Annotated in this window: 22 protein-coding genes; 12 read left to right on the forward strand and 10 right to left on the reverse strand. The window is 69.9% G+C overall.

The window, feature by feature from the left end; genetic code table 11:
- Positions 1–45: 45 nt before the first annotated feature.
- The 3 genes from ACRAS8_RS34505 (at position 46) to ACRAS8_RS34515 (ending at position 3457) form a co-directional block, all read left to right on the forward strand.
- Positions 46–813: an AraC family transcriptional regulator gene (locus ACRAS8_RS34505; protein ID WP_438489968.1), complete on the forward strand. Its 768-nt coding sequence runs from the start codon at positions 46–48 to the stop codon at positions 811–813.
- A 10-nt stretch (positions 814–823) separates the two neighbouring features.
- Positions 824–2200, forward strand: coding sequence for a serine/threonine-protein kinase (locus tag ACRAS8_RS34510; protein ID WP_438489969.1), 1377 nt, complete (start codon positions 824–826; stop codon positions 2198–2200).
- Positions 2201–2722: 522 nt separating this feature from the next.
- Positions 2723–3457 (forward strand): DUF6114 domain-containing protein, encoded by a 735-nt coding sequence (locus tag ACRAS8_RS34515; RefSeq protein WP_438489970.1) that lies wholly within the window; start codon positions 2723–2725, stop codon positions 3455–3457.
- Here ACRAS8_RS34515 and uppS (ACRAS8_RS34520) read toward each other — a convergent pair.
- Positions 3411–4088, reverse strand: coding sequence for a polyprenyl diphosphate synthase (gene uppS / locus ACRAS8_RS34520; RefSeq protein WP_438489971.1), 678 nt, complete (start codon positions 4086–4088; stop codon positions 3411–3413). The two genes, ACRAS8_RS34515 and uppS (ACRAS8_RS34520), sit on opposite strands and share 47 nt — an antisense overlap.
- A gap of 246 nt (positions 4089–4334) precedes the next feature.
- Here uppS (ACRAS8_RS34520) and ACRAS8_RS34525 point away from each other — a divergent pair, with 246 nt between their 5' ends.
- Positions 4335–4928, forward strand: coding sequence for a hypothetical protein (locus tag ACRAS8_RS34525; RefSeq protein ID WP_438489972.1), 594 nt, complete (start codon positions 4335–4337; stop codon positions 4926–4928).
- Here the strand turns inward: ACRAS8_RS34525 and ACRAS8_RS34530 are convergent.
- Positions 4897–6243 carry a cytochrome P450 gene (locus tag ACRAS8_RS34530; RefSeq protein ID WP_438489973.1) on the reverse strand — a complete coding sequence of 449 codons (1347 nt, stop codon included), beginning with the start codon at positions 6241–6243 and terminating at the stop codon, positions 4897–4899. The two genes, ACRAS8_RS34525 and ACRAS8_RS34530, sit on opposite strands and share 32 nt — an antisense overlap.
- An 88-nt stretch (positions 6244–6331) precedes the next feature.
- Between ACRAS8_RS34530 and ACRAS8_RS34535 the strand changes: the two genes are divergently transcribed.
- The 4 genes from ACRAS8_RS34535 to ACRAS8_RS34550 all read left to right on the forward strand — a co-directional run bounded on the left by ACRAS8_RS34535 (position 6332) and on the right by ACRAS8_RS34550 (position 10096).
- Positions 6332–7828, forward strand: coding sequence for an FAD-dependent oxidoreductase (locus ACRAS8_RS34535; protein ID WP_438489974.1), 1497 nt, complete (start codon positions 6332–6334; stop codon positions 7826–7828).
- Positions 7813–8358 carry a nitroreductase family deazaflavin-dependent oxidoreductase gene (locus ACRAS8_RS34540; protein WP_438489975.1) on the forward strand — a complete coding sequence of 182 codons (546 nt, stop codon included), beginning with the start codon at positions 7813–7815 and terminating at the stop codon, positions 8356–8358. Before ACRAS8_RS34535 ends, ACRAS8_RS34540 begins: the two co-directional genes overlap by 16 nt.
- A gap of 110 nt (positions 8359–8468) precedes the next feature.
- Positions 8469–9038 carry a rhodanese-like domain-containing protein gene (locus tag ACRAS8_RS34545; protein WP_438489976.1) on the forward strand — a complete coding sequence of 190 codons (570 nt, stop codon included), beginning with the start codon at positions 8469–8471 and terminating at the stop codon, positions 9036–9038.
- Between the two features lie 239 nt (positions 9039–9277).
- Positions 9278–10096, forward strand: a complete 819-nt coding sequence (locus ACRAS8_RS34550) for a maleylpyruvate isomerase family mycothiol-dependent enzyme (protein WP_438489977.1) — start codon at positions 9278–9280, stop codon at positions 10094–10096.
- A gap of 18 nt (positions 10097–10114) precedes the next feature.
- On the opposite strand, the gene ACRAS8_RS34555 is transcribed toward ACRAS8_RS34550, so the two are convergent.
- Positions 10115–10339 carry a hypothetical protein gene (locus ACRAS8_RS34555; protein ID WP_438489978.1) on the reverse strand — a complete coding sequence of 75 codons (225 nt, stop codon included), beginning with the start codon at positions 10337–10339 and terminating at the stop codon, positions 10115–10117.
- A gap of 1344 nt (positions 10340–11683) precedes the next feature.
- Here ACRAS8_RS34555 and ACRAS8_RS34560 point away from each other — a divergent pair.
- Positions 11684–11857: a hypothetical protein gene (locus ACRAS8_RS34560; RefSeq protein ID WP_438489979.1), complete on the forward strand. Its 174-nt coding sequence runs from the start codon at positions 11684–11686 to the stop codon at positions 11855–11857.
- A 199-nt stretch (positions 11858–12056) separates the two neighbouring features.
- On the opposite strand, the gene ACRAS8_RS34565 is transcribed toward ACRAS8_RS34560, so the two are convergent.
- Together ACRAS8_RS34565 and ACRAS8_RS34570 are read right to left on the reverse strand one after the other, a co-directional pair.
- Positions 12057–14432: a hypothetical protein gene (locus ACRAS8_RS34565; RefSeq protein WP_438489980.1), complete on the reverse strand. Its 2376-nt coding sequence runs from the start codon at positions 14430–14432 to the stop codon at positions 12057–12059.
- A 279-nt stretch (positions 14433–14711) separates the two neighbouring features.
- Positions 14712–16160 (reverse strand): glycosyltransferase family 39 protein, encoded by a 1449-nt coding sequence (locus ACRAS8_RS34570; RefSeq protein ID WP_438489981.1) that lies wholly within the window; start codon positions 16158–16160, stop codon positions 14712–14714.
- A 377-nt stretch (positions 16161–16537) separates the two neighbouring features.
- Between ACRAS8_RS34570 and ACRAS8_RS34575 the strand changes: the two genes are divergently transcribed.
- The 3 genes from ACRAS8_RS34575 to ACRAS8_RS34585 all read left to right on the forward strand — a co-directional run bounded on the left by ACRAS8_RS34575 (position 16538) and on the right by ACRAS8_RS34585 (position 18238).
- Positions 16538–16885, forward strand: coding sequence for a PadR family transcriptional regulator (locus ACRAS8_RS34575; protein ID WP_438489982.1), 348 nt, complete (start codon positions 16538–16540; stop codon positions 16883–16885).
- A gap of 89 nt (positions 16886–16974) precedes the next feature.
- Complete coding sequence (locus ACRAS8_RS34580; protein WP_438489983.1) at positions 16975–17907, forward strand: hypothetical protein; 933 nt, start codon at positions 16975–16977, stop codon at positions 17905–17907.
- 112 nt (positions 17908–18019) lie between these two features.
- Positions 18020–18238, forward strand: a complete 219-nt coding sequence (locus tag ACRAS8_RS34585; protein ID WP_438489984.1) for an EF-hand domain-containing protein — start codon at positions 18020–18022, stop codon at positions 18236–18238.
- A gap of 54 nt (positions 18239–18292) precedes the next feature.
- Here ACRAS8_RS34585 and ACRAS8_RS34590 read toward each other — a convergent pair whose 3' ends face one another.
- The 5 genes from ACRAS8_RS34590 to ACRAS8_RS34610 all read right to left on the reverse strand — a co-directional run bounded on the left by ACRAS8_RS34590 (position 18293) and on the right by ACRAS8_RS34610 (position 25648).
- A complete protein-coding gene (locus ACRAS8_RS34590) occupies positions 18293–20395 on the reverse strand; it encodes an MMPL family transporter (RefSeq protein WP_438489985.1) in 2103 nt (700 codons plus the stop codon).
- 142 nt (positions 20396–20537) lie between these two features.
- A complete protein-coding gene (gene uppS / locus ACRAS8_RS34595; protein WP_438489986.1) occupies positions 20538–21419 on the reverse strand; it encodes a polyprenyl diphosphate synthase in 882 nt (293 codons plus the stop codon).
- A 29-nt stretch (positions 21420–21448) separates the two neighbouring features.
- Positions 21449–22066 (reverse strand): hypothetical protein, encoded by a 618-nt coding sequence (locus tag ACRAS8_RS34600; RefSeq protein WP_438489987.1) that lies wholly within the window; start codon positions 22064–22066, stop codon positions 21449–21451.
- A 467-nt stretch (positions 22067–22533) separates the two neighbouring features.
- Positions 22534–23346, reverse strand: coding sequence for an MgtC/SapB family protein (locus tag ACRAS8_RS34605; RefSeq protein WP_438489988.1), 813 nt, complete (start codon positions 23344–23346; stop codon positions 22534–22536).
- 208 nt (positions 23347–23554) lie between these two features.
- On the reverse strand, positions 23555–25648 hold the full coding sequence (locus ACRAS8_RS34610) for a prolyl oligopeptidase family serine peptidase (RefSeq protein WP_438489989.1): 2094 nt from the start codon (positions 25646–25648) through the stop codon (positions 23555–23557).
- Positions 25649–25852: the final 204 nt, after the last annotated feature.

Genomic DNA, 25852 nt, shown 5'->3' on the forward strand with positions numbered 1-25852 from the left:
CTCACCGATGCGATGCCTTGCGGGCTACCGATAGACTGCCACGTCATGCTCGTAGCCCGCCATCTGCCCAGAGCAGGGTGGATCTCTCACGACCTGACCCACGGCGATATCAGCCCCCCTCACCAGCATGAGCGCGGACACCTCGTCTATGCCGCGAGCGGCATCCTGTCAGTCACCACTCAGCGGGGCAGATGGATCTGCCCCGCCAACCGAGCGGCCTGGACTCCGGCCCGGACCGAGCACCAGCACCAAGCCCACGGCCGCACCGACATGCGCATCGTGTTCCTTGCGCCTTCCCTGGCCCGCGCCCTTCCCAACCGTCCTGCCGTACTCGCCATTTCCGGACTGGCCCGGGAAGTCCTGCTGGCGCTCACCGGCAGCCGTTCCTACCGCCCGGCCACCCGCACCCGGTTACGCGCCATCCTCGTCGACGAAGTCAGCACGTCTCCAGAGCAACCTCTCCACCTGCCCGAACCTCAGGACGACCGCCTACGGGCCCTGGCCCGCCTGCTCCATGACGATCCCACCAACACCGCACCACTCGTGGCGCTCGGCCAGGCAGTGGGGGCCAGCGAACGCACCCTCAGCCGGCTGTTCCACGACGAACTGGGCATGAGCTTCCATCAATGGCGCACCCAACTGCGCCTACATCACGCCCTGGTCCTGCTCTCGGAGGGACACACCGTCACTGCCACCGCTCACGCCTGCGGATGGTCCAACCCCAGCACCTTCATTCGCGCCTTCACCGTAGCCATCGGCCAAACTCCCGGCCGCTACCAACATGAAGGCAGCCGGTCGACGGAGTGCGGTTAGGGTATGCGCCATGTCAGAGGTGAGCGGGGCGTTAATAGGCGGCCGGTACCGGCTCCTGGAGCTGATCGGCCGGGGCGGTATGGGCCGGGTGTGGAAGGGCCGCGACGAGAGGCTGGGCCGGGAAGTCGCTGTCAAGCAGGTCACGCTTCCGGAGGGCGTGAGCGACGAGGACCGTGATGTCCTGCTCCAGCGCGTGATGCGGGAGGCGCGGGCTGCCGCGCGGCTCAACCATCCGGGGATCATCACCGTGCATGACGTGGTCGAGCACGAGGGCGCGCCCGTGATCGTCATGGAGTACGCAACGGGTGTGTCCCTTGCCGCCGCCGTGGCGCGCGACGGACGCCTGCGGATTCGGCGGGTCGCGGAGATCGGCGCCCTGATGCTGAAGGCCCTCGTTCAGGCACATGCTGCGGGCATCGTCCACCGTGACCTCAAGCCCGACAACGTTCTGCTGATGGACGACCGGGTGATCATCACGGACTTCGGCATCGCGCACATGGCTGATGCCACGATGGCACTCACCCACTCCGGAACCCTTATCGGCACCCCTGCCTATATGGCCCCCGAACAACTGGAGGGCCGTCCGCCGACGCCCTCCACCGATCTCTGGTCGCTGGGTGCCACCCTGTACACCGCCGTCGAGGGCCGGCCGCCGTTCTCCGCCGAGACGTTCACCGCCCTGTGCATCGCCATCGTCACGCAGGAGCCGCAGGCGCCGGAGCGGGCCGGGCCGTTGGCGCCGGTGTTGGCAGCCCTGTTGACCAAGGATCCGGCGCGACGTGCCACCGCCGAACAGGCGTTGGCCGCACTGGATGCCATCGCGAGGGGTGTCGAGGCGGCCGGAGTTTCCTGGCCGCAGGCTCCGGTGCCGACGGAAGTCGCGCCGCCGGGACAAGGACCGGTCCCACCAGGTTTCGGTGCGTCGCCGCAACCGGGTTTCGGTGCGCCGCCGGCGCCGTTCGCGTCACCGCAGCCTCTCGTCGCGTCAGCGCCCGGTGCTGTTGCAGGGGCCGCGGCACCCGCCCGCGGGGCGCAGTCGTCCACGGCCCTTCTGGTGCGAGCTGTGGGCTGCTTCGCCCTGGTCTGGGTCGGCGCCTTCGTCCTGTGGGGTCGGGAGATCAGGCCGTACTGGTACGGCATTCCACGGGAGTTGCTCATCACCGGCGTAGCTGTGGTGGCGGCTCTGGTCAACACGGCGATTCGCCCCAGACTGCCGGGGGTTTCGGCGTGGCGGCTGTTCGTCGCAGCGAACCTCGTGCTGTTTTTCGGGGTGAACGTCATCTTCCAGGTATGGGCATGGATGGGGATCTTCCTCAACGCGCTGCTCTTGGGCACCTGTTGTTGGGGCCTGTGGCGGTCGGTGCAGGGCAGGTGGCGGAACCGCTGACTCGGTGTTCCCGCCCATCCGTCGCGCCGGGCGCGTCGAGGTCGGTCGCCCGCGGCTGGCTGGGACGCGCCCGCCGGGTGCGGCACGATGCGGTGCCGGACGGGGAAACCGCAGTCGGGCCCCACGCACTTCGCGCGCCCCCGTGCGCTTCGAGCAGCCCCGGTGGGCCTCCGCACGCCGGGTCGGCAGGGCGACTGGGGCTGCTGCTCGATAGTTCAATGTTGTGCATGGCCCATGGCGTGTTGGCGGTGTCCGTGGCGGGCTCGGGCAGTGCGTTCAAGGTGTCCGGTGAACAACTGGAGCGCGACGGGGTCACGGAGGTGACCGATTCCGTGGCGGAGCAGGACGGGACCCGTCACAGCGGATTGCGGGTGGGGTTCCTTTCGAAGGGCGGCATGGGTGTCCGGGCCGGTCATGTGGCGGTGACCCGGACCCGTTCACCTCCTCGCTCGCCACGGCGGGAAGCTTCCGGGTGCGGGATGTGGACGTCACCGTCAAGCCCGGCCGGGCGGAATGCTACTGATGCGGCCGTGTGACCGGGTGTGGCGGCGTGGCCGCCCTTGGGGCGCTGCCGTGCTCGCGGTGTTGGGGTCGGCGGAGATGCTGCTGTTGCCGTTCTCCGGCGGTCCGGCGACGGTGGTGGTGGCGGGCATCGTCGGCGGCGCGGGGTTCTCGACCAGCGTGCCGCTGCTGGCGGCCTCCCTGATGCTGATCACGCCTCCGCAGTTCCATACGCCGGTAGTGCTGGTGGTGCTGGTGCTCGCGCTGGTCGCGCTGGTGACCTGCAACGTGGGAGGTCTGCTGGTGGGCAGTGCGCTGGCCGGCGTCGGCGGCGTGTGGGGGTTTGCCTGGATTCCGCCCACTGCACCGGACCCGGAGCCGGATCTGGAGCCGGATCTGGACCCGGAGCCGGAGCCGGCGCCAGTCCCGACATTCGACCAGTCCCTGGCGTCCGCGCCGCTGATGGTGCGCGCCCGGAGCATCAGTGCCATTTCCACCCAGTGCGTCCGGCGTTCGGACGGCCAACGCCCACTGCTGCACTGCCGGTTCGGCGGCCCGGCGCTGAGCGAGGTGACCACCACCGTCGACGGCTTCTCCCTACTGGGCGGCCGACTCCGGGACGTCGTACAGCACAGCACGGGAACGGGCACGGGCACGGGAACGAGCACCGGCACGGGCACGGGTGCGGGTACGGGTACGGGTGAGAGCGTCACGGCGCCTCGGGCACCGCGCCGAACCGTCGCTTACGGGCGCTGAACGCCTGGATCAGGAGGCGGAGTTGGTCACCGGTGAAGTCGGGCCAGAGGGTCTCCACGAAGAAGAACTCCGCATAGGCCGACTGCCACAGCAGGAAGTTGGAGATCCGTTGCTCTCCCGAGGTACGAACGAGCATGTCCACGTCGGGCAGGTCGGGCAGCAGCAGGTGCCGGGCGAAAACCTGCTCGTCGACGGCATCCGGTTCCAGCTGCCCGGCCAGCGTGGCGCGGGCCAGCGCCGCAGCGGCCTTCGTGATCTCGGCCCGGCCGCCGTAGTTGAGGCAGAAGACCACGGTCATGGACCGGCCGTGCCGGGTCCGCAGCTCCGCTTCTCCCAGCGCCTCGACCACATGGGGAGCCAGCCCTTCCTGTGCGCCGCACCACCTCAGACGAAGGCCGCGGTCGGTGTAGTCGGCGACCGAGCGGATGCTGTCGGCGGCCAGCTGCATCAGGCCAACCACCTCCGCCTCGGGCCGGCGCCAGTTCTCGGTGGAGAAGACGAAGAGCGACAGATGGCCGACGCCTTCGTCGAGTGCCGCGTCCAGCACCGACCGCACCGCGCGCACTCCCGCCTCGTGACCTTTGATCCGGGGCAGCCCTCGGGCGGTGGCCCACCGCCCGTTACCGTCCATGATGATGGCGATATGCCGGGGGCGACCGTCCCGGGCCGGGGAACGCGAGGAGATCCTGTGGCCTTCCTCGGACCGTGCGTCAACACCGCGGAGCAGCCATGCCGCGGCGGATATCCGCCAGTTCGAGAACCTGGACATCGGCCACCCCCTGACCGCGCATCCTGACCGCGCATCTGTGTGGAGCGTTACCTGGAGGGTGGAACTCGCATGCCTAATCCATCCGGTTGGGCGAATTGGTGGTGAGAAGTGGCAGAGAGGCGCACGCGCACAAGTAACGCGCCCGACCGGCTGGCCCGTTGGACGGGCAGGCTGTTCGCGCCCCCCGTACTGCCGGTGGCCGCCGGTTGCGCACTCAGCTGGCGGGCGGCCTCGCCCGTGTGGGGAATCACCGCCGCCGTATGGGCGGCGCTGGGAGCGATGGCCATCGGCTTGGGAGTGCGGCGGGGCTGGTGGTCTGACTGGGAGCTGAGCCGCCGGGGCGAACGTCCGCTGCCGCTCGCCTGGGCCACGGCCGGTGCCCTGGTGGTGTGGCTGGCATGTTGGCGGCTCGGCGCCCCGCGTGAACTGCTGGTGCCCGCGGCGCTCGCTCCGCTGGGTGGCGCGGCGTTCGTGGTGTGCACCCGCCGGGGCAAGGTTTCGCTGCACACCAGTGCCGCGGCGGGCGGGGTCGCCCTCCTCTCGATCGAGGTGAGCGGGTGGTGTGCGGTTGTCGGGGTCCCCCTGCTGGCGCTCGTCGGCTGGTCGCGGGTGCGGCTCGGAGCGCATACGGGGCGTCAGGTGTGGGCGGGCGGGGTGCTGGGCGCCGGGCTCACTGCCGTGGTGCTGTGGCTGGCCGGCTGAGCCGGGGCTCGGCCACCATCGTCATCGCCTGAGGACGCAGGAAGATCCGCGCCGACGGCCGGACGGGAGTGCCTGGCAGGGCCCGCAGCCGCCATCGGGCGGCGATCGTGGCTACCACGGTGAGCATCTGGTGCATCGCCATCCGCTCGCCGATGCACTTGCGCGGCCCGGCTCCGAAGGGGAGGTAGGCGCACGGGGCGAGGGTCCGGGACCGTTCGGGAAGCCAGCGGTCGGGGTCGAACCGGTGCGGGTCGTGATGGTGTTGCGGGTGGTGGTGCAGTGCATATGCCGACCAGGCGAGGTCCGTACCGGCGGGCATGCGGATGCCGCCGAACTCGACCTCGTCGAGAGTGCGTCGCCCCAGCAGCCACACCGGTGGGTAGCGGCGCAGCGCCTCCAGCACCACGCGCCGGGTGTAGGCCAGCTTCGGCAGGTCGTCCGCCCCGACCCGCCGCCCCGCGAGCACCGCGGTGAGCTCCTGGTGCAGTTGGTGTTCCACGTCCGGATGGGCAGCCAGCTCGTAGAACACCCACGGCAGCACGTCACCGACCCCATGGGCCCCGGCGACCAGATAGAAGAACGTCTCCCGGACGATCTGCGCGTCGTCGATCCCCAGTCCCTCCGGGTAGCGGCAGCGCACCAGTGCCGACAGGACGTCGCCGTCATCCCGCCCGGGGGAGCGGCGGCGTGCCCGCAGAGCCTCGCCGATCGCGGCGCGCAGCCTGGCCCGGGCCCGCACGAAGCCGCCGGTTCCGGGCACCGGCACCCGCTGGGTCCACTGCGGGGCGACCGTTCGCCAGTACAGACCGGTGTTGAGGTGCGCCTCGACCGCCGAGAGCGCCGCGGCCACCTCGTCGACGGGTTCGCCGCAGAAGGCGTGCGCGGCGATGCGGTTGGCGAGCGTCAGCAGCTCCCGTTCCAGACGGAGCGGGTGCCCGGGACGCCAGGTGGCGAGCCGTTCCTCGGTGGCCCGCACGGTGAACTCCAGCTGCCGCGCGAGCCGGTAGGGGTGGAAAGCCGGCTGGATCGCGCGACGGTGGCGGCGGTGTGCGGCGGCGGGAGTGAGCCCGGGGAACTGCATGTCCATCACCAGGCTCACCCCGATCTGCGGGCCCGCGGCGTCGGTGAGCCGCCCTTTGACGAAGTCCCGGGTACCGGTGACGAGCATGCGCTGCATCAGCTCCGGGTCGGTGACCAGGTAGCAGGGGCGGAGCCCGGGGCGGAAGCGGACGAGCGGCCCGAGTTCGTTGAGGCTGGTGACGAACTCCAGTGGACGGAACCAGAGTTGACCACCATGGCCGATTGGTGGCGGCACGGCCCAGGGTGCGGTAGGGACGCTCAAAGAACCACCTACACAGGGGAGTTATGGCTATTGACATGGCGTCATTGGTAGAATATCCGGCATGTCGAGGTCTGGGGTAGTGGTTGTCGGTTCCGGCTTCGGCGGTGCGGTGGCCGCACTACGGCTCGCCGAGAAGGGGTACGACGTCACCGTCGTGGAGGCGGGCCGCCGCTTCGCCGACGCCGACTTCGCACGCTCCCCCTGGCAGCTGCACCGGTTGGTGTGGGCGCCGAAGCTACGAATGTCCGGCATCGTCCAGGTCCGCGCGCGCCGTAGGCTGCTGACCCTCACGGGCATCGGCGTCGGTGGCGGCTCGCTCGCCTACGCAGGGGTGCACTACCGCCCGCAGCCCGAGATCTTCCGCGCACCCGGCTGGGATCCCTCGGTCGACTGGCAGACCGAACTCGCCCCCTGCTACGACCTCGCGGAACGCATGCTCGGCACCACGACCGTGCCGCTGCCCGACGGCGACATCGACGGCGACATCGACATCGACGGCGACACCGGCGGCGACGCCGCGCTGCGCCGGGTCGCGGACGACCTGCGGGTGACCGACACCTTCCATCCCACCCGGGTCGGCGTGTACTTCGGCTCCCCGGGAGTGCCCGCCGCCGACCCGTACTTCGCCGGCCGGGGCCCCGACCGTACGGGTTGCACCGGATGCGGACACTGTCTCACCGGCTGCCGGGTCGGCGCGAAGAACACTCTGGTGAAGAACTACCTCTGTCTCGCCGAGCAGTTGGGTGCCCGCATCCGCCCCCGCACCACCGTCACCTCGCTCCACCCGCGGCCGGGCGGCGGATGGCGGCTCCCTACGGTGCGGTCGGACGCGCTGATCCGCCGGCGGGGCGAGACGCTCGAAGCCGACCAGGTCGTACTGGCCGCCGGTGCCTGGGGCACGGTGGAGCTCCTGCACCGCTGCCGGGCCGCCGGCATCCTCCCGGGCCTCTCTCCCGCCCTGGGCACGGGCACCCGCACCAACCGGGAAGTGCCGCTCGCCATCTCGGATCCCGGTGCCCAGGTGGGCCCCGGTGTCGTCATCAGCTCCGCACTGCGCCCCGACGACCAGACCCTGGTCCAACTCGCCCGCCTCGGCTCGAAGTTCCATCCGCTGGGCGCCGCGTTCATACCACCGGTGCGGCGCTTCGGACCGCACACCGCCCTGCTGTTCGCCATGGAGAACGCCGACTCCGGCCTCACCAGCCACTACCGGTGGGGGCGGATGACCTTCCGACCGGGGGAGGGCCCGGCCGAACCAGTCAGCCTGGCCGCAGCCCGGGCGGTGGCCCACCGCTACGCCGAGAACGTCGGGGGCCGCACCCACGTACTGTGGTGGGGCCGATTGCTGCGTCTGCCCTTCACCGCCCACCTGCTGGGCGGATGCCCGCTCGGCGACGACCCGGACACCAGCGTCGCGGACGTCCACCATCGGGTGCACGGCCACCCGGACCTGCACATAGTCGACGCTTCCGCCGTCCCCACCAACCTCGGCTGCAACCCCGCGCTCACCATAACCGCCATGGCGGAACGGGCCCTTGCCCGGTGGCCGACGGCATGAGCGGCGAGCGGACGCGGCCCGTCCACCCACTCATCAGCCGCCTCGGCCGCACTCGCCTCTTCTACGCGCTGGCCCCCCATCTGCTGCCGGCGTGCGACCGCCTGGCCCACCGGGCCACCCGCGGCCACTGGATGCCCAGCCGCCTCTTTCTCCCCACCATCCTGCTCACCACCCGGCACCCCCACGGCCACCCGCACACCACCCCGGTCTGCGCCTACCCCTACCCGGACGGCGCCTGGCTCGTCATCGCCTCCAACTTCGGCCGCCCGCGGCACCCGTTGTGGAGCGAGAACCTCCTTCGCCACCCGCCGGCCACGGTGACCAGCGGTGGCCGCAATCACCCGGTGACCGCCTGCCTCCTCACTCCGGAGGAGGTGCGCGCGGAACGCCCCAGGATTCTCACCGCCCTCCCGGTGTACGACCACTACGTGGCCCGCGCCGCGAACCGGCCCCTCCGCGTCTTCCGCCTCGTGCCCGCCTCCGCCATCCGCTCCTCTTCCGTCGGCAGGCGCCGCCGTTCGGCCCCGTAAAGCCGTCGTCGGCCGCCGGCGCCAAATCCACAGCCCGAACTCCTTCACGGGAATGCCCCGTTGGGTAACCTATCGAAGGGGGAATCCACGAAGAGCAAAGGAAAATCCCTGTGGCACCCACTACCGCCCTCACCGCCACCCAGGCCCACACCCGCCTGCACGAGCTGACCGTCATCGACGTCCGCACCCCCGCCGAATACGCCTCCGGCCATCTGCCCGGCGCACACAACATCCCCCTGGACCACCTCGACGTGGCCCTTCCCGCCCTGAAAACCGCCGCCGGCCGTGGCGACCTCCTCCTCGTGTGCGCTTCCGGTACCCGCTCCGACCAGGCCCGTGAGCGCCTGGCCCAGCACGGCATCGCCGCCGCCAACCTGACCGGCGGCACCACCGCCTGGACGCAACTCGGCCACGATGTCCAGCGCCTCGCCGGCGCTCGCGCCGTGTGGGCGATGGAGCGCCAGGTCCGCCTCGCCGCCGGCTGCCTCGTCCTGACCGGACTGCTGACCGGTCGGCGCTGGCCCAAGGCCCGCCTGCTGTCCGCGGGCATCGCCGGCGGCCTGGTCTTCTCCGCCCTCACCAACACCTGCGGCATGGCCAAGGTCCTCGCCAAACTCCCCCACAACCAGTCCCAGGCCACCGACGACCTCGACGCCACTCTCGCCGCTCTGACCGGCTGACACCGTCCGGCACGGCGCACCGTGCCCCGGCGCGTCCGCGTCGATGGCCGATCGACCTGCCGCGCCGGATTCCGGCCGGTCAACCGACGAGCGGAGTGACCCGGTCGGACCAGGCGGTACTCCGGTCTGCTCCGGATCTGCCCCGCATTTGCCTTCGAGTGGACTCCAACGCTCACACTGATCGCGACGGGTCGGTCCGATCACGACGGATCCGCGCCATGGACGGAAGGCGACAGCAGATGGAGACGACGAACAGGGCGGGGCACCCTCTGCCCTACGGCACCTATCAGCGGGCGATCGAGCAGGAGACGTTGCGCTTCGCCGAGGTGGTCAAAGGCGTGGACCCCGGTACCGCCGTACCCTCCTGTCCTGGTTGGACGCTGACCGAGCTCACGCAGCACGTGGGAGCGTTGCAGCGCTGGTTCTGCACGTTGCTGAGCCGCCTGGTGCAGGAGCCGCCACGTAGCCGTGAGGTGGAGTTGGGGCTGCCGGAACGTGTCGAGGAGTACGCCGACTGGGTGGCGCAGGGTGTGCCTGCGGTAAGCGCCGTGCTGCGGGCGACAGATCCGCTGGCTGCCATGTGGGCCTGGGGAGAGGACCAGCATGCGCGGTTCTGGGCCCGTCGGATGCTGTTCGAAACTCTTGTGCACCGGGTGGACGCGGAGCGTGCGGTGGGCCGGGAATCGGACGTCGATCCCACGCTGGCAGCGGACGGAGTGGACGAGTTCCTCGTCAACCTGCCCTACGCGGGACTCTTCGCCCCGGCCGTGACGAAGCTGCGCGGCGACGGCGAGGTGATCGCCTTCCAGTGCCTGGACGGTGCCGGCCGCATCGGCGAGGAGTGGCGCGTGCGGTTGAACCCGGACGGCTTCCGCCTGCTGCCGAGCCGGTCGGCAGGGACTGACGCCGGGCCGTCCGGAGCACAGGCAGCGGTTCGGGGCCAGGCAACGGACCTTCTGATGTTGCTCTATGGGCGACGGTCGTACCAGGAAACCGCCTTCCACGTCTCGGGTGAGACCGCGGCACTCGACCGTTGGTTCGCCCACACCGCTTTCTGACCCGTGCCGAGGATCCCGCTACCACGGCCGGCCGCTTGGCCGTCCCTTCACAGGGCCGTCGAGGGAGTCGTTGAGCAGGGCCAGGCGCAACGGGTGAGCGTCGTCGTCACCGCGGACGATGTTCTTGGCGCCGGTCACACAGACGACGTGAGCTGCCGCTAACCGGCGGTCTTCAGCCCTGCAGTTGGCCGTCGGGCAGAAGTAGCAGTAGAGCCTGATCTTGGCCGTGCTCAGCATTCTCATGCCCGGGCTCCGGTCCGTCATTTACCGGTGGGCCGAGCAGCGGTTTCGGGGCATGGCACCTCCAATGAGGGATGGGAGCGCCGCTCCCCCTCTCATTAGGTGATTTCGGCAAGGGGTCGGTATCTAGTCGGTGAAATCCAGGCAACCTGCATCGTGGTTCAATCCCAGAGGGAAAAGGGGCAATTTGTGTATCGCATCGCCAGCACTATTCTCGGGTCCACCGTGCTTCTGGGCGCCCTTGCCGCCCCAGCGCAGGCTGCCCCCGCTAAGCAGATCGTCCAGCAGGAATTCTCGGTAAGGGCAGGGTACTGGGGAGCGTACGGAGAGGGCACCGCACGATGCCCCGAGGGCTCTGCGGTCGTTGGTGGCGGATTCGACTCCGGGCGCTTGAGATTGTTCGCGTGGGCCGACCACCCGACGGATGATGGGCAGGGCTGGACGGTGCGAGTGACAGATGGTGGCGTGTGGAAATTTTCAACGGGGACGGCCACCGTCTATGCCGTGTGCGAGTTCGAGTGACAGCAGTGTCTCAGGGCCGATGCCGATGCCGCCCCGTGCCGTGACCTGCTCAGGCCCGGGCCGGTGTGCTTCACGTTTGGCGGGTGTCTGATCGTTGCGGCGATCAGGGTAACGACATCCGGCCGTTGGAGTGGATTTTCGGGGCGCCGGTGTGACATCGGGCGTGGGGAGGTATTCATTCGGCGTCCGATTGCCTGTCGATTAGGAGAAGCGATGCGTACGTTCATAGGCCGTTCGCTTGCCGTCGTGGTGGCGAGCGCGGCTACCGTTGTCCCGATCGCCGAAATATCCCAGGCCGTCTCTCACGGCCGGTCCTTGAGGGTGAGTGGTGAACACGGCCGCATGCAGCGTCACGACGGGTGCGACGCGTGTGCGTGCGGCGACTCCGGCTCGGGTGACGGTGGTATCGGTGGCGGCGGTGCGGTTAATACCGGCCCGGGGGGTGGCGAGCCGACTGGCACTGGTCCCGGCGGTGGGGAGCCGACTGGTACCGGTCCGGGTGGTGGGGAGCCGACTGGTACGGGTCCGGGGGGTGGCGAGCCGACTGGTACCGCTCCCGGGGAGCCGACTGGTACCGGTCCGGGCGGTGGGGAGCCGACCGGTACGGGTCCCGGTGGTGGGGAGCCGACTGGTACGGGTCCGGGGGGTGGCGAGCCGACTGGTACCGCTCCCGGGGAGCCGACTGGTACCGGTCCCGGTGGTGTCAGTCCATGCAGCACTGGTCCCGGTGGTGGGGGAGAAGGCACCGGTCCCGGCGGAGAGGCTCCGGTTGGTGGGGGAGTCGGCACCAGCCCCGGTGGTGGGGGTCCGGGTGGTGGAGGTCTGGTGAGTACCGGTCCCGGTAGCGCCCGTTCGAGTGCTGGCACGGGCGGTTTCGACCTGGGGAATGTCCGCGGCCTGGGGGACCTGCTCGGCGGGTTCGGCTCCGGGATGGTCGGCCTGGGACCGTATGGCTTGGCGCCGTTCCGCGACTTCGGGTCCATGCTCGACTGGTTCTGACGCCGCTCTCCCGGTCCACGAAGGCCGCGATCGTCGCCGTCCGCGACACCGCTCTAGGTGCCCACTGCAGGACGGCGGCCCGGTCGGTGCGTATGAGGGCGGCGGCCGCTGCCCGTACGGGCCAAAGAAACCGTCGCGGAAGAACTCCGGGCGGCGGCGTCGCATCAGGGCTGGGACGACGCCCCCGGAGGCAAGCGGGTCACGTGCGGCGGGAAGCCGGGTGTGCCGGCGTTGCCGATGCCGCCGATGTTGCTGATGGGTGCGGTGAGGCTGGTCTGGGCGGGCGATGGGTGGCCGTTGGTCGGCGAGGCGCTGTTGGCGGGTGAGGCGCCGGTGGTCGGTGCGGCTTCGGCGGTTGGTGGGGCGCCGTGGGGCCGTGCGGCGTCATCGGTGGGTGGGGCGCCGTCGGCCGGCGGTGGGCTGTCGGTGGGTGCAGCGCCGTGGGCTTGGGCCGTGCCGCGCCGCCGTGCGTCCGGGAGCCGGTCGTCGGCTTGGTGCCGGGCGGCTTTTGGCCGGCCGGCTTGCCGGATTCGAGGCCGCCGCCGGGGTCCGTACGGCAGCCGCAGTCGGTGACCGTGAGGGTGAAGGTCGTCGTGTGCGTGGTGGATGCGCCGGCGCCGGTGACGACGATGCGGTACGTGCCCGGCGGGGTCGAGGTAGACGTGGAAAGGGTCAGCGTGGAGGTGTTGTTGTTCGCGGTGACCGACGCCGGGTTGAAGCGTGCGGTGGTTCCCCTCGGCAGCCCGGATACCGACAGTCTCACGGGCTGCGCCGAGCCGGAGGTGACCCGGGTGGAGACCGTGGTGGTGACCCGCGACCCGGCGGTCGCGCTGGGGGAGGCCGGACTGACCACCATAGAGAAGTTGTTGCCCGCTGTGGTGGGACTTGGTGTGGTGGGACCTGGTGCGGAAGGACTCGGTGTGGTGGGACTTGGCGTGGGGGAACTCGCTGTGGAGGAAGTGCAGTTGGGCAGCGTGAACGAGGCCAGTCTGGTGTGCCAGTTGTAGCTGCCGTTGGTCGGGATGTACTCGTTCGTGTACCAGAACGTGCAGTCGTCCGCCGGGTCCACGGCCATGGAGGTGTAGTCACCCCAGCGTTCGACCCCTGTCTGGGAGCCGCCGCCGGTGATCGCGGTGCTCTCGCCCTGCGTGATGAGCCCGGGTGTGTCGCCGGCCAGCCGGCCGGTGTAGCGGATCGATGGATGCGTCGACGACGAGGACTGCGAGTAGCCGAGCCCGATGTTGCCGACCTTGTCCAGGGCCATCGAACCGACCCAGCGGAATGTGGAGTCGGGCGCGTAGGTGCCCTGCTGGTAGACGGTGGGGGTGCCGCCCGACAGCCGGAACTCGTACCAGCGCACGCCCACCGAACTTCCTGCGGTCACCGCGTGGTTCACCACGAGGGACTCGTGTTCGCCGTAGTTGCGATAGGCCAGCCGGAACATCAACCGGTCGGAGACGGATTCGAGTTGCTGACTGGTGCCACTCTGCGGAATGCAGGCCCCTGAACCGCCGCAGGCGGTGGTGTAGGGGGCCACGGCCAGCGTCGACGGGCCGGTGAAGGTGGAGTTGGCGGGGTTGCTCCAGTCGACGTGGAACTTCCAGTAAGCCAGCCCCGAACTGGAGGTCCCCAGGTCCATCATCAGTTCTGGCTCCCCGGACGGGGGAGCGGTCCGGCCGTCCAGGTCCGCGCCGAGCAACCCGCCGTACGAGGATGACGTGGTGAAGCACTGCTGCGCGGCGCCGGCGCCGGTCAGCATGTTCGCCCGGTTCAGCGCGCACGCCTCGGCGTACAGGAAACTGCCGGAGGAGCTGAACATGTTGTACGTGACGTAGTAGGCGTCGGGCCACACCGACAGCTTCGGGTAGTCCGGGAAGCTGGCGTACTGGAACGCGTAGCGGTGGTAGCTGCCGGTGGCGTCCCCGCCGGTGGAGACGGCCACGCACTGGTAGTACGGGCCCGAGGTGGACCGGACGTTGGCGAACTGGGTGACCACCCACCGACTTGCGAGGCTGTCCCAACGCACCACGGCATCACCATCGTTGGTGGACTCGCAGGGGCCGCCGAACCCGGACCACAGGACGTTGGTGTTGGTCGGGCCGAGGACGGTGGCCCCGCTCTTCGTATACACCGCGTAGGCGGTGTTGACGGTCTCGACGATCTGACTGGAGCCGGCGGCCGCGTTGGGGTCCGGCGGGAGCCCGGCGACCGAGTAGTTGCCGGCGCCGATGCCCTCGAAGTTGGCCCCCGAGGTGGGAGCGGCGGAGCCGCGGGGGCTCGGCTGCACCACCGAGTCCGGAACGGATGAAGCGGGTGGATGCGGCAGCTGCCTGCGCTTCTGGCCTTGCTGCCTCGTGCCGCCGCGCCCGCGATGGTGGCCGTGCGCGGCGGCCATGGACCGCAGGGTGCGAGAGGTGTCGTGTCGTACGGCGGAGCCGGTGTCGGGTGAGCGGTGTCGCGCCGGAGTGGGGCGCGCGGCGTGGCCGGCGGAGGCCGAGAACCAGAATCCGGACATCGCGGTGAGTGCAGCGATGAGCGCGGCGATCAGGCCGCGCCTGTGTCGGGAACGGAACACTGCACATCCTTTCGAGTGGTCGGGGATCGGCTCGGCCTGTGGAGGCATGACAAGGCTCGCCCAAGGTGTGATGCAGCGGGGGCAAGGCACTCGGAAAATCGGCTTTATCCCTGAAATGGGTGAGATGTCGACGCGGCCATCCCGCTGACGAGCTGTCAGAATGCGTGGAACGGGACGCCACCCCGGACGGTTCCCGCCACCAGGCCGTTCCGCCTCTCCGCCCCGGGCGGCCGGCTGAACGGCGCGATGCCGTACCTGGCCGCAGGCGTGAGGGCGGGGTCAGCGGGCTCGCTCGTAGATCTCCACGAGCCGGCCGCCGGCCTTCCAGATGCCGGTGTGGATGAAGTGCTCGTCCAGGGTGCGTCGTTTGGTGGCTTCGCGTTCCGAGGCCAGGTCGCGAGAGGCCACGTCCGGATCGGTGACCAGGACGATACGGGGCTGGGCGAGCATGGCGACACGGATGGCATCGGGCCCGGCCTCGATGCCCTCCAGGGTGCCGGAGGATATGGCGTCGTCGGCGAGGGCGAGATCGTGAAGTCCGGTGAAAGCAGTGGGGGTTACCGACGCCGTATCGCGGCGGGCGGCGGGGAGGAAGAGTACGCCGTCGCCGGGGCGGGCGACCGTGGCGACCTTCTCGGCCGTGGCCATGACGTCGTCCGTCCGGCTTGTCGCTGATCGCAGACCGAGTTCCGTGGGGAGCAGCGCGAGGAAGGCGATGGCGGTGGTGACCAGGAGGGCGAGTCGGCGGCGCACGGGAAGCGCCTGAACGATGGCGGCGGTGCCTGCCCCGAGGAGCAGCGCGAAGCCGAGGCTTGCGAAGAGGACATAGCGGTCCACGTAGAGCGGTTTGACGAACGAGGCCAGGAGCAGGCCGAGTTGGGGTGCCGTGAGGAGCGGAAGTCCGACGGAGGCCAAGGTCATGCGGGCGGCCGGAGCCGTACGGGCTGCTGAACCGTAGGGGAGCCGGGCGCAGAGCAGTGCCGCCGAGAAGACGGCGGCCATGGCGGTGATGGTGGTCCAGGTCACGGGTCCGATCCAGGAGATCTGGCCCGACTGGGGGTAGCTGGCCAGGATCAGCGGCAGCGTTCCCGCCACTGTGACCAGGGCGGCCGCGGTCCATGGCGCCAGGAGGCGGCGGGCACCGCGTCGGTACGCGATCAGGACGGTCATGGCGTGGGCGGGCAGGGCCAGCAAGGAGAACCAGTTGAGATACGCGGCGGTCAACAGCACGGCGGCGTAGGCGCTCCAACGCCGGTACCGAGTGAGGCGCGCGCCGGCCCGGGCCGGCGCGCCCACCAGCAGCCAGGTGGCCAGTGCCACGGCGGCGGCGACCAGCGCATAGGAACGTCCCTCCTGCGCGTACCGCTGCATGTTGGGAAGGAGGGCCAGCACGATTCCGGCGCCGATACCGACCCATGGCCCGGCGAGTCTACGCCCGACGGCAGCGGTGAGTGCCGCCGTGGCGGCGACGGCGAGCACGGATGGCGCGCGCAGGGCGAGCAGTCCGGCGCCGAATATCTCGAAGACGCCGTGTATCAGCGCGTAGTAGAGGCCGTGGACGACGTCGACCGTGTCCAGCATGTGCCAGATCTCCGGCAGGGAACGCCGAGCCACCTGCCAGGTCGCGGCCTCGTCCCGCCAGGCGGCGCCGTCCCGGGCGATACCCCACAGACCAAGGGCGACGGCCAGCAGGGCGGGGGCCGCGGGGACGGCAAGGGCCGCTGTCAACCGGCGTCGGCCGGTGCCTGGCGGCGCGGCGACAGCAGCGGTGGCCGCCGAGTCGACCGGCGGAGGAGCGAGGAGGGCATGACGCGATACAGCGGGCACTGTGCGGGCGCTGTGCGCGCAGGGTTCATGGACGGGGTGTCCACATGCGGAGATACCTCTGACCTGGCACTTGCCCACGGAGACCGCCTGACGTCCGACATCGACTTACCGATGTACACCTCACCAGCATATGACGTTCATCGATATATGACGTCCACGGGAATATCTGCGCTGATCTGTGTTGCGTGACGGCGCGCCCCTGTGTCTTCTTGCCTGCCTCATCCGGAAGCCCGGCGAGGAGCGAGAGCATATGTCGGCGATCGGCATATGCTTGCCACATGTCTGACCGTGCCCTGCAGGAACCCACCCTGCTTCTCCTCACCGCCCTCGCGGACGAGCCCCGCCACGGGTACGCGATCCTTCAGGAGGTCAAGAAGATCTCCGGCGGTCGCGTCACCCTGCGTACCGGCACTCTCTACAGTGCACTGGAACGCCTGCTCAAGGACGGCCAAATCCAGGTCCACAGCGAGGAGATCGTCAGCGGGCGGCTGCGCCGTACGTACACCCTGGCCCCCGCCGGACGCGCCACACTGGCCTCCGAGGCCGAGCGTCTCCACGCCACCGCCTCCGAGGCCGAGCGCCGCCTCGCCCTGCACCGCCCCGGCCCGAAGGGGGCCACCGCGTGAACCAGGCACCCGCCCCGCGCCACACCACCGGGCGCACTCCGGCTCCGGATAGCGAAACGCAGAGTGAACAGGCCCCGGAAACACGGCTGTTGCGCCTCTACCCCGCGCACTACCGGCGCGAGCACGGCGAGGAGATCGCCGCCATCTACGCCGAAGCCACCCAGGGCGCCACGAAACCGGCCCGCCTCCGCGAAGCCGCCGACCTGACCGGCCATGCTCTGCGGGTGCGGCTGAGCCTGACGTCCGCCAACCCGGCCGGCCGCTTGCTGGCCGCCGCCGCGCCCTACGTCCTGGCCGTCGTGTGTGCCCCCGCCCTCTTCCGCCTGCTGAGGAATGCGGCCCACCCCATAGTCCGACAGAACGGGGCGTGGGCATGGGCCGTAGGGACGGGGACCGCCCTGGCCCTGACCTCGGCGGTGCTGTGCGCGGCGGGAGGGCGGTGGGGCTCGGCGCGGATGCTCGCGGCGTTCGGTGTCGTGACCGAGGAGATCGTGCAGTGGGCGGGGATGGGGAGCTACCTCGTCTACCATCACTGCGCTGACGGCCCGGCAGCCGCCCTCGTGAACATCCTCTGTCCCACGTGCGTCGTCCTGATCCTGCTGGGCTGCCCCCTTGATCTGCCCGCCGTCTCGCGCCGTGACCGGACGATGATCGCGGTCGTGGCCGTGACGGTCTTCGTCACACAAGTGGCCGCGGGGTCCGGCTTCTTCCCCCAACTCACGGAGTGGGACAGGCCGGGCGTCGGCGGGGTGCTGTGGTCCGTGGAAAGGCTGGCGCCCCCGGCTCTGCTCGCGGTCTTCCTCTTCGTCGCTCTGGCGCGCGGCGGCAGACGCGCCCTCCCCGCGGCAGCCGGCGTGCTCACGGCGGCCGCGATCCTGGCCTGGCGCGACTTCGCGTCCCTCGGTTTCCTGCCGGACGACGGCTTCATCGCCGCTTACCCTTTCGGCGCCGCCGTACTGGCGGCCATCGTCGTACGACTCCGGCGCCGCACCCACCATGGGACGCCCGCACAGCCAGCCTGATGCCTCCTGGCGAGCCCAGCCCATAGCGGTCCGGCGGGTTGGGCGGACCCGCGTTGTTCCGGACGGACGGTTAACCTGGGTCCGTCAGCAAGATCGCAGAAGGGCGGAGCACATGGCAGACATAGTGGAGGCGGCGGCGCGGAAGGTTTTCGAGCGCTACGACATCGACGGGGACGGTCAGGTCACCGCGGAGGAGTACCGGAAGGTCGTTGCGGAGTTGGAGGGCTTGGAGCTCACCGAGTCGCAGGCTCAGGAGCTGATCGACTCCGTCGACACCGACGGCGACCGCAAGATGTCCTTCGAGGAGTTCTGGGCGGCCATGAATGGCTGACACGGCCGGGTCCGGCATGTGAACGTGCCGGACCCGCTCCACGAAGGCGTCGGATCAGGGCCGTTGACGTCGCTTCGCGCCGGGCAGCCACCAGTTGGCCCGGCCCAGCAGCCGCATGGTCGCCGGAACCAGCAGTGCCCGGACGAGGGTGGCGTCCAGGGCGATGGCGATGAACATTCCGACACACAGCTCTTTGACCATGTTCACGCTGCTGGTGGCGAAGACCGCGCTCACCACCAGAACCACCGCCGCGGCAGCGGTGATGACCGGAGCGGACCGCTGTAGCCCGGCTGCGACGGAGGCGGTGTTGTCCCCGGTGGCGTCGTACTGCTCACGGATGCGCGACAACAGGAAGAATTCGTAATCCATCGAGAGCCCGATCAGCAGGACAAGCATGGTCACGGGCTGGGCGACATCGACGTAGCCAATGCGATCCCCGCCGACCAGCCACGTCAGATGCCCGTCCTGGAAAATCCACACGAGGGCGCCGAAGGAGGCGCCGAGGGAAAGCGCGTTGACGAGCAACGCCTTCGCGGGCAGGACGACCGACCGCAACGCCGTCAGCAGCAGCGCATACGTGAACACCGCGATGGCGAGCAAGACCCATGGCAGGCGGTGACCCAGCAGCTGGAGGGTGTCCTCGGCCATGGCTGACAACCCACCCACCAGCACCTGTCCACCGTCCGGTGGGGAGAGCGCGCGAATGCGTCTGACCAGTGTGCGGGTGGCCGGGTCCTCGGCGCTGCTGTTGTGTGTCAGATAGACCACGGCGCTGTGCTCGGACGTCGCGGCGATGAGACCGGCACCGGTGCCTGGAAGACGGACGAGTTCGCCGACCCAGGCCGTCAGCGTCTGCTGTCCGGCGTGGGTGTCCAGGTGCTGCGGCACGGTGACCACCACCTGGACCGCGTCCAGCCCCCCGAGCGCGAAGTCGCGCCCCAGGGCGTCGGAGGCCAGGCGAGCCGGTGCGTCGGCGGGCAGGGTCCGCTGGTCGGGGAACCCGAGAGTGATGTGCGCGAACGGTGCCGTCATGGCAAGTAAGGCCAGCAGTACACCGATCGCGTAGTGACCGGGCCGGGCCATCACAGCCCGGGCCAGTCCGGCCCACGGTCCTTCTGCCGGGGCCGCGTCCTTACGCCGTGGCCGGCGGAGGCGTCCGGCGTTCACGCGCGGTCCGAGGAGCGCCAGCGCGGCGGGCAGCGCGGTGACGCTCAGCACGGCACTGATGGCGATGACCGCAGCTGCTCCGACACCGAACGCCCGCAGCACGCCGATGGGGAAGAGCAGGAGTCCCAACGCGATTCCGGTCATGGTGGTCCCGGACAGGAACACCGTGCGGCCGGCGGTGGCGCAGGTGGCTGCCACCGCGTCCGGCACGCTGCCACGGTGGGTGAGCTCTTCGCGGAACCGGCCGACGACGAAGAGCGCGGCGTCCACTCCCAGGGCCAGTCCCAGGGAGGTCACCAGACTGACGGTGATGAACGAGATCTCCACGGTGCCGCTCAGCAGCACCAGAACGCCAAGTGTGATGCTGATGCTGAGCCCGCCGATGACCACCGGCAACAGGGCCGCCACCAAGCTGCGGAAGAGCAGCAGGAGCAGGGCCAGCACCAGGGGGAAGGCGACCAGCTCGGCGCGGCGCGCATCCGCCAGGGCACGCTCGGCGACCCCGTCGACCACGGCGACCGGCCCGGCGTACTCGACGTCGAAACCCTCGGCCCGCAGTGCCGGGCGCAGCCGGTGGTAACTGGCCACTCGACTCGTGTCGTCCGCTCCGGCGAGCATGATCGTGACCGCGGTCGCATGGTGATCTTTGGAGACCAGCGGGGGCAGATCGCGCGACCAGTACGTCATCGTGGAGATGACGGTCCCCCTCGGCGCGGACGCCAGCGAATGCTCCACCGCCTGTCGGAACACCGGCTCGTCCACCGTGTGGTGGGGACTGCGGTAGAGGGCGATCACATCCGCGCCACCCCGCCCGATGCGCTCCCGCACTGCCACCGCGGCCCGGTTCGACTCCGCGTCGTGCGCGATGATTCCCCCGTAACTGAGCCGGTCGTGGATGTCGGACGCCGCGACCGCGGCCAGTGCGGCCAGCATCAAGGGCACCACGAGAAAGATCCATCTGTGGTGGGAGGCGGCACGTCCGAGCCTCACGAACACGCGGCTCCCTCCCAGTGCCGCGCGGGGCCCGCTCCCGTACCGGAACGGCGAGCCCGGGATGTCAGCAGGGGACCGCCCAGGTGCGGCGCCATCCGCGCATGGGGGTGCTGGAGCGGATCGTGGATGCCGGCGCGGGTCAGGGCGCGTTGGTCGAGGTACACGGCTGCCTCCCGGGTGCGGACCGCGCGGTGCCGCGCTCTGGTTCCTCGACTGTTCCGAAGGTGCGGTTGCGGGTCGCGTAGATCTCCACCGCCTGCCGCAGGTGATGACGGTCGAAGTCGGGCCATGGCATGTCGACGAAGACGAGTTCGGCGTAAGCGCACTGCCAGAGAAGGAAGTTGCTGAGGCGCTGCTCGCCGGCAGTACGGATGAACAGGTCGACGTCCGGGAGGTCGGGTGCGTAGAGGTGGCGGGCGAACGTCGGGATGTCGAGGGACGCCGGGTCGAGCGTGCCGAGGGCGGCGGCCTCGGCGATACGGCGCGCCGCGTCCACAAGTTCCGTCCGGCTTCCGTAGTCGAGGCACACGCTCAAGGTGAGCCGGTCGTTGCCGGCGGTCAGTTGCTCGGCCGTCTCGATCTCGCTGACGAGTGCGGGCGGAAGTCCGGTGCGTCGCCCCAGGTGGCGGATGCGCACGGCGTTGGCATGCAGCCGCTGGAGACGATTGCGCAGGGTGCGCTGCATCAGCGTCATGAGGAAGTCGACTTCGGCCGCGGGACGGCACCAGTTCTCGGTGGAGAACGCGAATACCGTCAAATGGCGAACACCGATCTCGACGGCGGCTTCGACGACCTGCGACAGCGCCTTTTCGCCGGCTACGTGGCCCCTGGCGCGCGTAAGACCCTGTCGGGTGGCCCAACGCCCGTTCCCATCCATGACGATGGCGACATGACCGGGAATGGGCGACGCCGAACGGACCGGACGCGGATCCACCCGGGGATTCTCCGCCACGGAGCACGGACTGGTCACGGCGGTGCCCGGTGACGTCGCCTCGGCTCGACATGACTGCTCTCGTCGCACAGTGCACCCCGCATTCGTGAGGGAGACCGTCAGCTACCGCTCAGCGTCCCGGAGCCGGTGCCGGTGGCCCCATTGAAGGTCCCGCTGGTGAGACAGTTGACCTCGACCTGTTGAGCGGCCTTGGCGGTACCGTTCACCACGGCTCCTGTGAAGGCACCGCTTGTAATCGAGCCGTTGGAGATGCTGGCGGTGATTCCCTTTCCGGCAGTGGCGGCCCACACCACGGTGGCCGTCACGGTGCTCTTCTTCCCATCGGGCCAGGTAATGGTCCCCGTGACGGGTGTGGTTGCGTTCGCGCAGTTGTTCCGGGGGATGGAGAACGTGGCGATGCCGCTGGCGGTGCCGTTCTCCGTGCCCGTGACCGAGCAGGTGCCCTTTGCCTGATACATGACCGGCTTACCAGGGTCGGCGTCGGTCACCGCCACGGTGCCGGTGCCGTTCGGGCAGGTGATGGACACGGGTGCGGCGCTGACCGCCGGCGACTGCGTGGCGGGCGCTGCCGTGGCCGTCGCCGCGGTTCCGGCCAGCACCGCGAACAGGCTGTAGACACCGAGGCGGGTCAGACGGCGACGCCACTTCGACGTCGCGCCCGCACCTTCGACGGCGCCTTCCTGCGGATTTCCATGGACATTTCCTTGAGTTGACACGCTTCCCCCTTCCAAGAGGAATTGGAACTGCGTCGGGGCAGAAGTGATTACACGTCGCAGTGCGGGAAAATAATGGGAAGTGGGCCGTCATCGGCCCGAGTGGACGCAACTCACCGCTCCGCGAATCCAAAGAAAAATGTCACCACAGATGCGCGGCGAGAGAGGGTGACTTCCGGAAAAGGGCTCCGTGAAGGGATATGCGCCACAGTCCGCGATATGCGGAACGCTGTCACAGAATCCGCCGAGGCCGCTTTCGCCGTACAGACCTGCCGTATTGCAGCCACCGTACTGCGGGGCCGATCCAGGTGGAAGATGCCAGATGGAATTCAATGACTAATCTTTACCGGCGACACCGTCATGCCATAGTGCGGACATTTTCCGCACGCTGGTTCGACGGAACATTGAAACGTAATTCATGCGTTCAGTATGGGTGCTGGAGACCTTCTTCCGCCGTCCCCGCTATCTGGCTACCGCCGGCGGGTTCCCGTACGGACCCACCCGGTGAACAGGTTCCTCAAGCGGTGGTGGGGCGCCTCGTCCGTGGGGTAGTTGACGTCGTCCTCGTCCGGGTGGCCGATGACCGTCCAGCTGACTGCGGAGACTGCGGGCTCCAACGACAGTCGGCTGACGGCCGCTTCGAGGAGGGAGTCGTCACGCCGCTCGGTGGTGAGTTCCGCGGCGACGGTGACTTTGCCTGCCTCGGCGTCGCGACTGAAGACCGAGCGCAGCCGGAAGCCGGGCCGGGCGACGGCTTGGACGATCAGGGCCCTGATGTGTGCCTCCTCGGACTCGGCGCACACCGCCTCGAAGTAGTAGTCGGTGGCGACCTCGGCGCCGCCGCGCGGCTCCCGGTCCAGGCGCCTGCCCAGCGGGCGCAGCACCAGGTTGGCACCGACCACGGCCGCTGTGCCGAGTCCCGCCAGGATGTACAGCCCCGTACCGGCCAGGGCGCCCACCGCGGCCGAACACCACAGGGTGGCCGCGGTATTGAGCCCGCGCACGCTGAGCCCGTCCCGGATGATGACGCCGGCTCCGAGGAAGCCGATGCCGGAGACGATCTGGGCCGCGACGCGCGAGCCGTCGTACCCGATGGTGCTGGTGGCCTGTGCGAAGCCGTAGTTGGACAACAGGACGAAGAGCGCGGACCCGGCGGCCACCAGCGCGTTCGTCCGCAGCCCGGCCATCCGGGCCCGCCACTGCCGTTCCAGGCCGATGGCAGCGCCGAAGCCGAGCCCGGCGGCGATGTTGTCCACCATCTGCCACTCGTTGACGATGACCATGATCCGTTCCTCCCGTACGTTGATCCCTTTCCCGTGTCGGCTCCTGTATCGGCAATTGGCAACCAGGTACTGAACCAGCGGATGCGTCTCGGGGCTCGATGCCGCCGCCCGTCCCTGGGCAAGGAGGTGGTGGTCCGCCGGGTACGGGTTCAAGGACGCACGGTCAGGTGACCCCGCTCCGAGGCGTCGGAGCAGGCGTAGTCGGCAACTATGCGATGGCCAGGCCGAGTTCGCGGATCATGAAGGCGAGGTGTTCGGACTCGCGCAGGAGTGCGTCCTCCGGGGAGGTCTCCACGGTGTGTCCGGCCTGCCGGGTGCGCAGCAGTACCGGGTGCGGTGAGGACGTGGCCCGTTGCAGGCGGGCTGCCATCTTGCGGGCGTGCCAGGCGGGGCAGCTGCGGTTGGCGGAGCCGCAGTCGAGAAGGACGGCCGGGTAGTCGACGCCGTCGCGCACCTGGTGGTAAGGGGAGTAGCGGTGCAGGACGGCCGCGTCGCCGGGGTCGTCCGGGTCCCCGAAGTCCACGGACACGATGTCCGCCATGGTGACCTGGTCCCGCTTGCAGCGCAGCAGGTCCAGTACGGGAAGCGCGGCCACGCACGCCCGGTACAGATCGGGTCGCTGGGTGACTGCGACGACTGCGGTCAGGGCGCTGATCGAGTAGCCGAAGACGCCGAGCCGACTCTGTGCGGTGTGGCCGCGGCGGATCAGGTCGGTGGCCACCGCATGCAGATCGTCGAAGGTGCGCTGCTTGGTGCCGCGGCGGGCCGCGCGCCACCAGTCGGTACCGAACTCGCCGCCGCCGCGCAGATGCGCGTGGACGTAGACGCCGCCCAGCTCGACCCAGGCCGCGGGCAGGGCGAACAGGTAGGCCGGCAGCCAGGCGATGTTCAGGGCGCCGTAGCCGCTGATGATCAGGGGCTGCGGCACGCTGAGGTCGACGCCGGCGCGGGAGACGATCTGGTACGGGATGGCGGTTCCGTCGGCGCTGCGTGCCGTTCCCCTAAGGGTCACCGCATCCGGGACGACGACGCGCGGCTTCGTGAGCGGCAGCAGGGTCTCGGTGGCCAGATCGTAGCGATAGGCCGCCGGAGACCGGGTGAGTGAGGAGAAGGCGAAGGTGCATCCGTTGCCGGCCGGCGTGACCAGTCCGCCGTCCCGGCCGCTTCCCGGCCATGCCATCCCCGGTTCCGGCAGCGGGATTTCGCCCAGCGGAGCGCCCTGGGCGGAGATCCGGCGCAGCCGGGTGGCGCCGTTCGCGTGCTCGGACAGGACCAGGTCCGGGCCCACCGGGGTGAGGGAGAACAGGATCGAGTCACCGGGTGGGACGAGTTCGCGCCAGACGGCCGGGTCCGTCGCCGGGCCGGGCAACGGGAGGGCGACGACCCTGCCGCGCGGTGCGCCGTCATCGGTCACCGCGATGAACTCGTCGCCGACGAGGGCGCCGCGGAAGACCGAACGTGAGTCCCGGAGGAACGGTCGCCACGGGGCGGCGGGCGCCGCAAGGTCGCGTACGTAGTACGGCCTGCCGGGGCCGTGCGCCAGCGCCCACCGCCCCTCGGGGGAGACACTCACCCCGCGGGCGGGGAACTCCGGTGGAAGGTCCTCGCGGCAGATGGCCGGCGTCGAGCCGGATGCCGTGAGATCGACCTGGAAGACGCCCCGGCACCGGTCCAACCGTTCCCGGTCGATGACCACGACGAAGAACCGCCGGCCGTCGGGCAGCCAGCCGACCCGGCAGATGCCGGTCTCCGGCAACCCGTCGACCAGGATCTCCCCGGAATCCACGTCGCGGACCCGGAAGAGCGGTTTCCGCCCAGGGCCGGAGACCTGGTAGGCGAGCATCTCGCCGTCCGGCGACGGCTGCCACAGCATGCTGGCCGGCTCGTACGGGGGTGACTCGGCGAGCTCCACCGCGAGATCCAGCACACGACGGGCCGATGCCGGGGTCGCCGGCACCCGAGGTGCGTCCGTGTCCGGTACGTCAGGGGCCTCGGCGACATCGAGCACCGGAAGCCCGTGGTCCTCGGGTACGTGTTCCATGAACCAGCGGCGACCGTGGAGTTCCGGAGGACGGTGGGTCAGTGCACTGGCGTTGAACCGTCGGGCGGTATCGCGCGCCAGACGCCAGGGCGGATCGGTGTGCAGCAGGTCGCGGGCGAACCGGTCCTGCGCCGCCGCCCAGGCGAGCGTGGCGCGACTGTCCTCCTCCAGCCACTGGTACGGATCCGTGAAGCCGATCCCGCCGATCTCGTTGGACTCCGGGCGAAGCGGTGTGGGCGGGAACCGGAACCGGTCAGGCACGAGCGGCCTCCGTAGGGCTGGATCGGGGAGAGCGGAGGAGCCGGGGGCGGGGCGAAGCGAACTGGTCTCAGGGCAGCTCGGGCCACCGAATGCGTCCGGTGGCGATGGCAGCCAACTGGGTGGGGCGAGGTGATGGCCTGCCCCACCCAGCGGATCTGTGATCACCGACGCTTCACGCGGTGCGTACCGTTGGGCGCCGCGTAG

It is taken from the genome of Streptomyces sp. S186, from assembly GCF_051603415.1.
Classification (GTDB): Bacteria; Actinomycetota; Actinomycetes; order Streptomycetales; family Streptomycetaceae; genus Streptomyces.

Bases quoted from the DNA above. Each gene is read 5' to 3' on its own strand.
- ACRAS8_RS34535 (WP_438489974.1), top strand. From the start codon at position 6,332: ATGTCGAGGTCTGGGGTAGTGGTTGTCGGTTCCGGCTTCGGCGGTGCG.
- ACRAS8_RS34605 (WP_438489988.1), bottom strand. From the start codon at position 23,346: ATGGTCATCGTCAACGAGTGGCAGATGGTGGACAACATCGCCGCCGGG.
- ACRAS8_RS34515 (WP_438489970.1), top strand. From the start codon at position 2,723: ATGCGGCCGTGTGACCGGGTGTGGCGGCGTGGCCGCCCTTGGGGCGCT.
- uppS (WP_438489971.1), bottom strand. From the start codon at position 4,088: ATGGACGGTAACGGGCGGTGGGCCACCGCCCGAGGGCTGCCCCGGATC.
- ACRAS8_RS34585 (WP_438489984.1), top strand. From the start codon at position 18,020: ATGGCAGACATAGTGGAGGCGGCGGCGCGGAAGGTTTTCGAGCGCTAC.
- ACRAS8_RS34575 (WP_438489982.1), top strand. From the start codon at position 16,538: ATGTCTGACCGTGCCCTGCAGGAACCCACCCTGCTTCTCCTCACCGCC.
- ACRAS8_RS34555 (WP_438489978.1), bottom strand. From the start codon at position 10,339: ATGAGAATGCTGAGCACGGCCAAGATCAGGCTCTACTGCTACTTCTGC.
- ACRAS8_RS34550 (WP_438489977.1), top strand. From the start codon at position 9,278: ATGGAGACGACGAACAGGGCGGGGCACCCTCTGCCCTACGGCACCTAT.
- ACRAS8_RS34510 (WP_438489969.1), top strand. From the start codon at position 824: ATGTCAGAGGTGAGCGGGGCGTTAATAGGCGGCCGGTACCGGCTCCTG.
- ACRAS8_RS34505 (WP_438489968.1), top strand. From the start codon at position 46: ATGCTCGTAGCCCGCCATCTGCCCAGAGCAGGGTGGATCTCTCACGAC.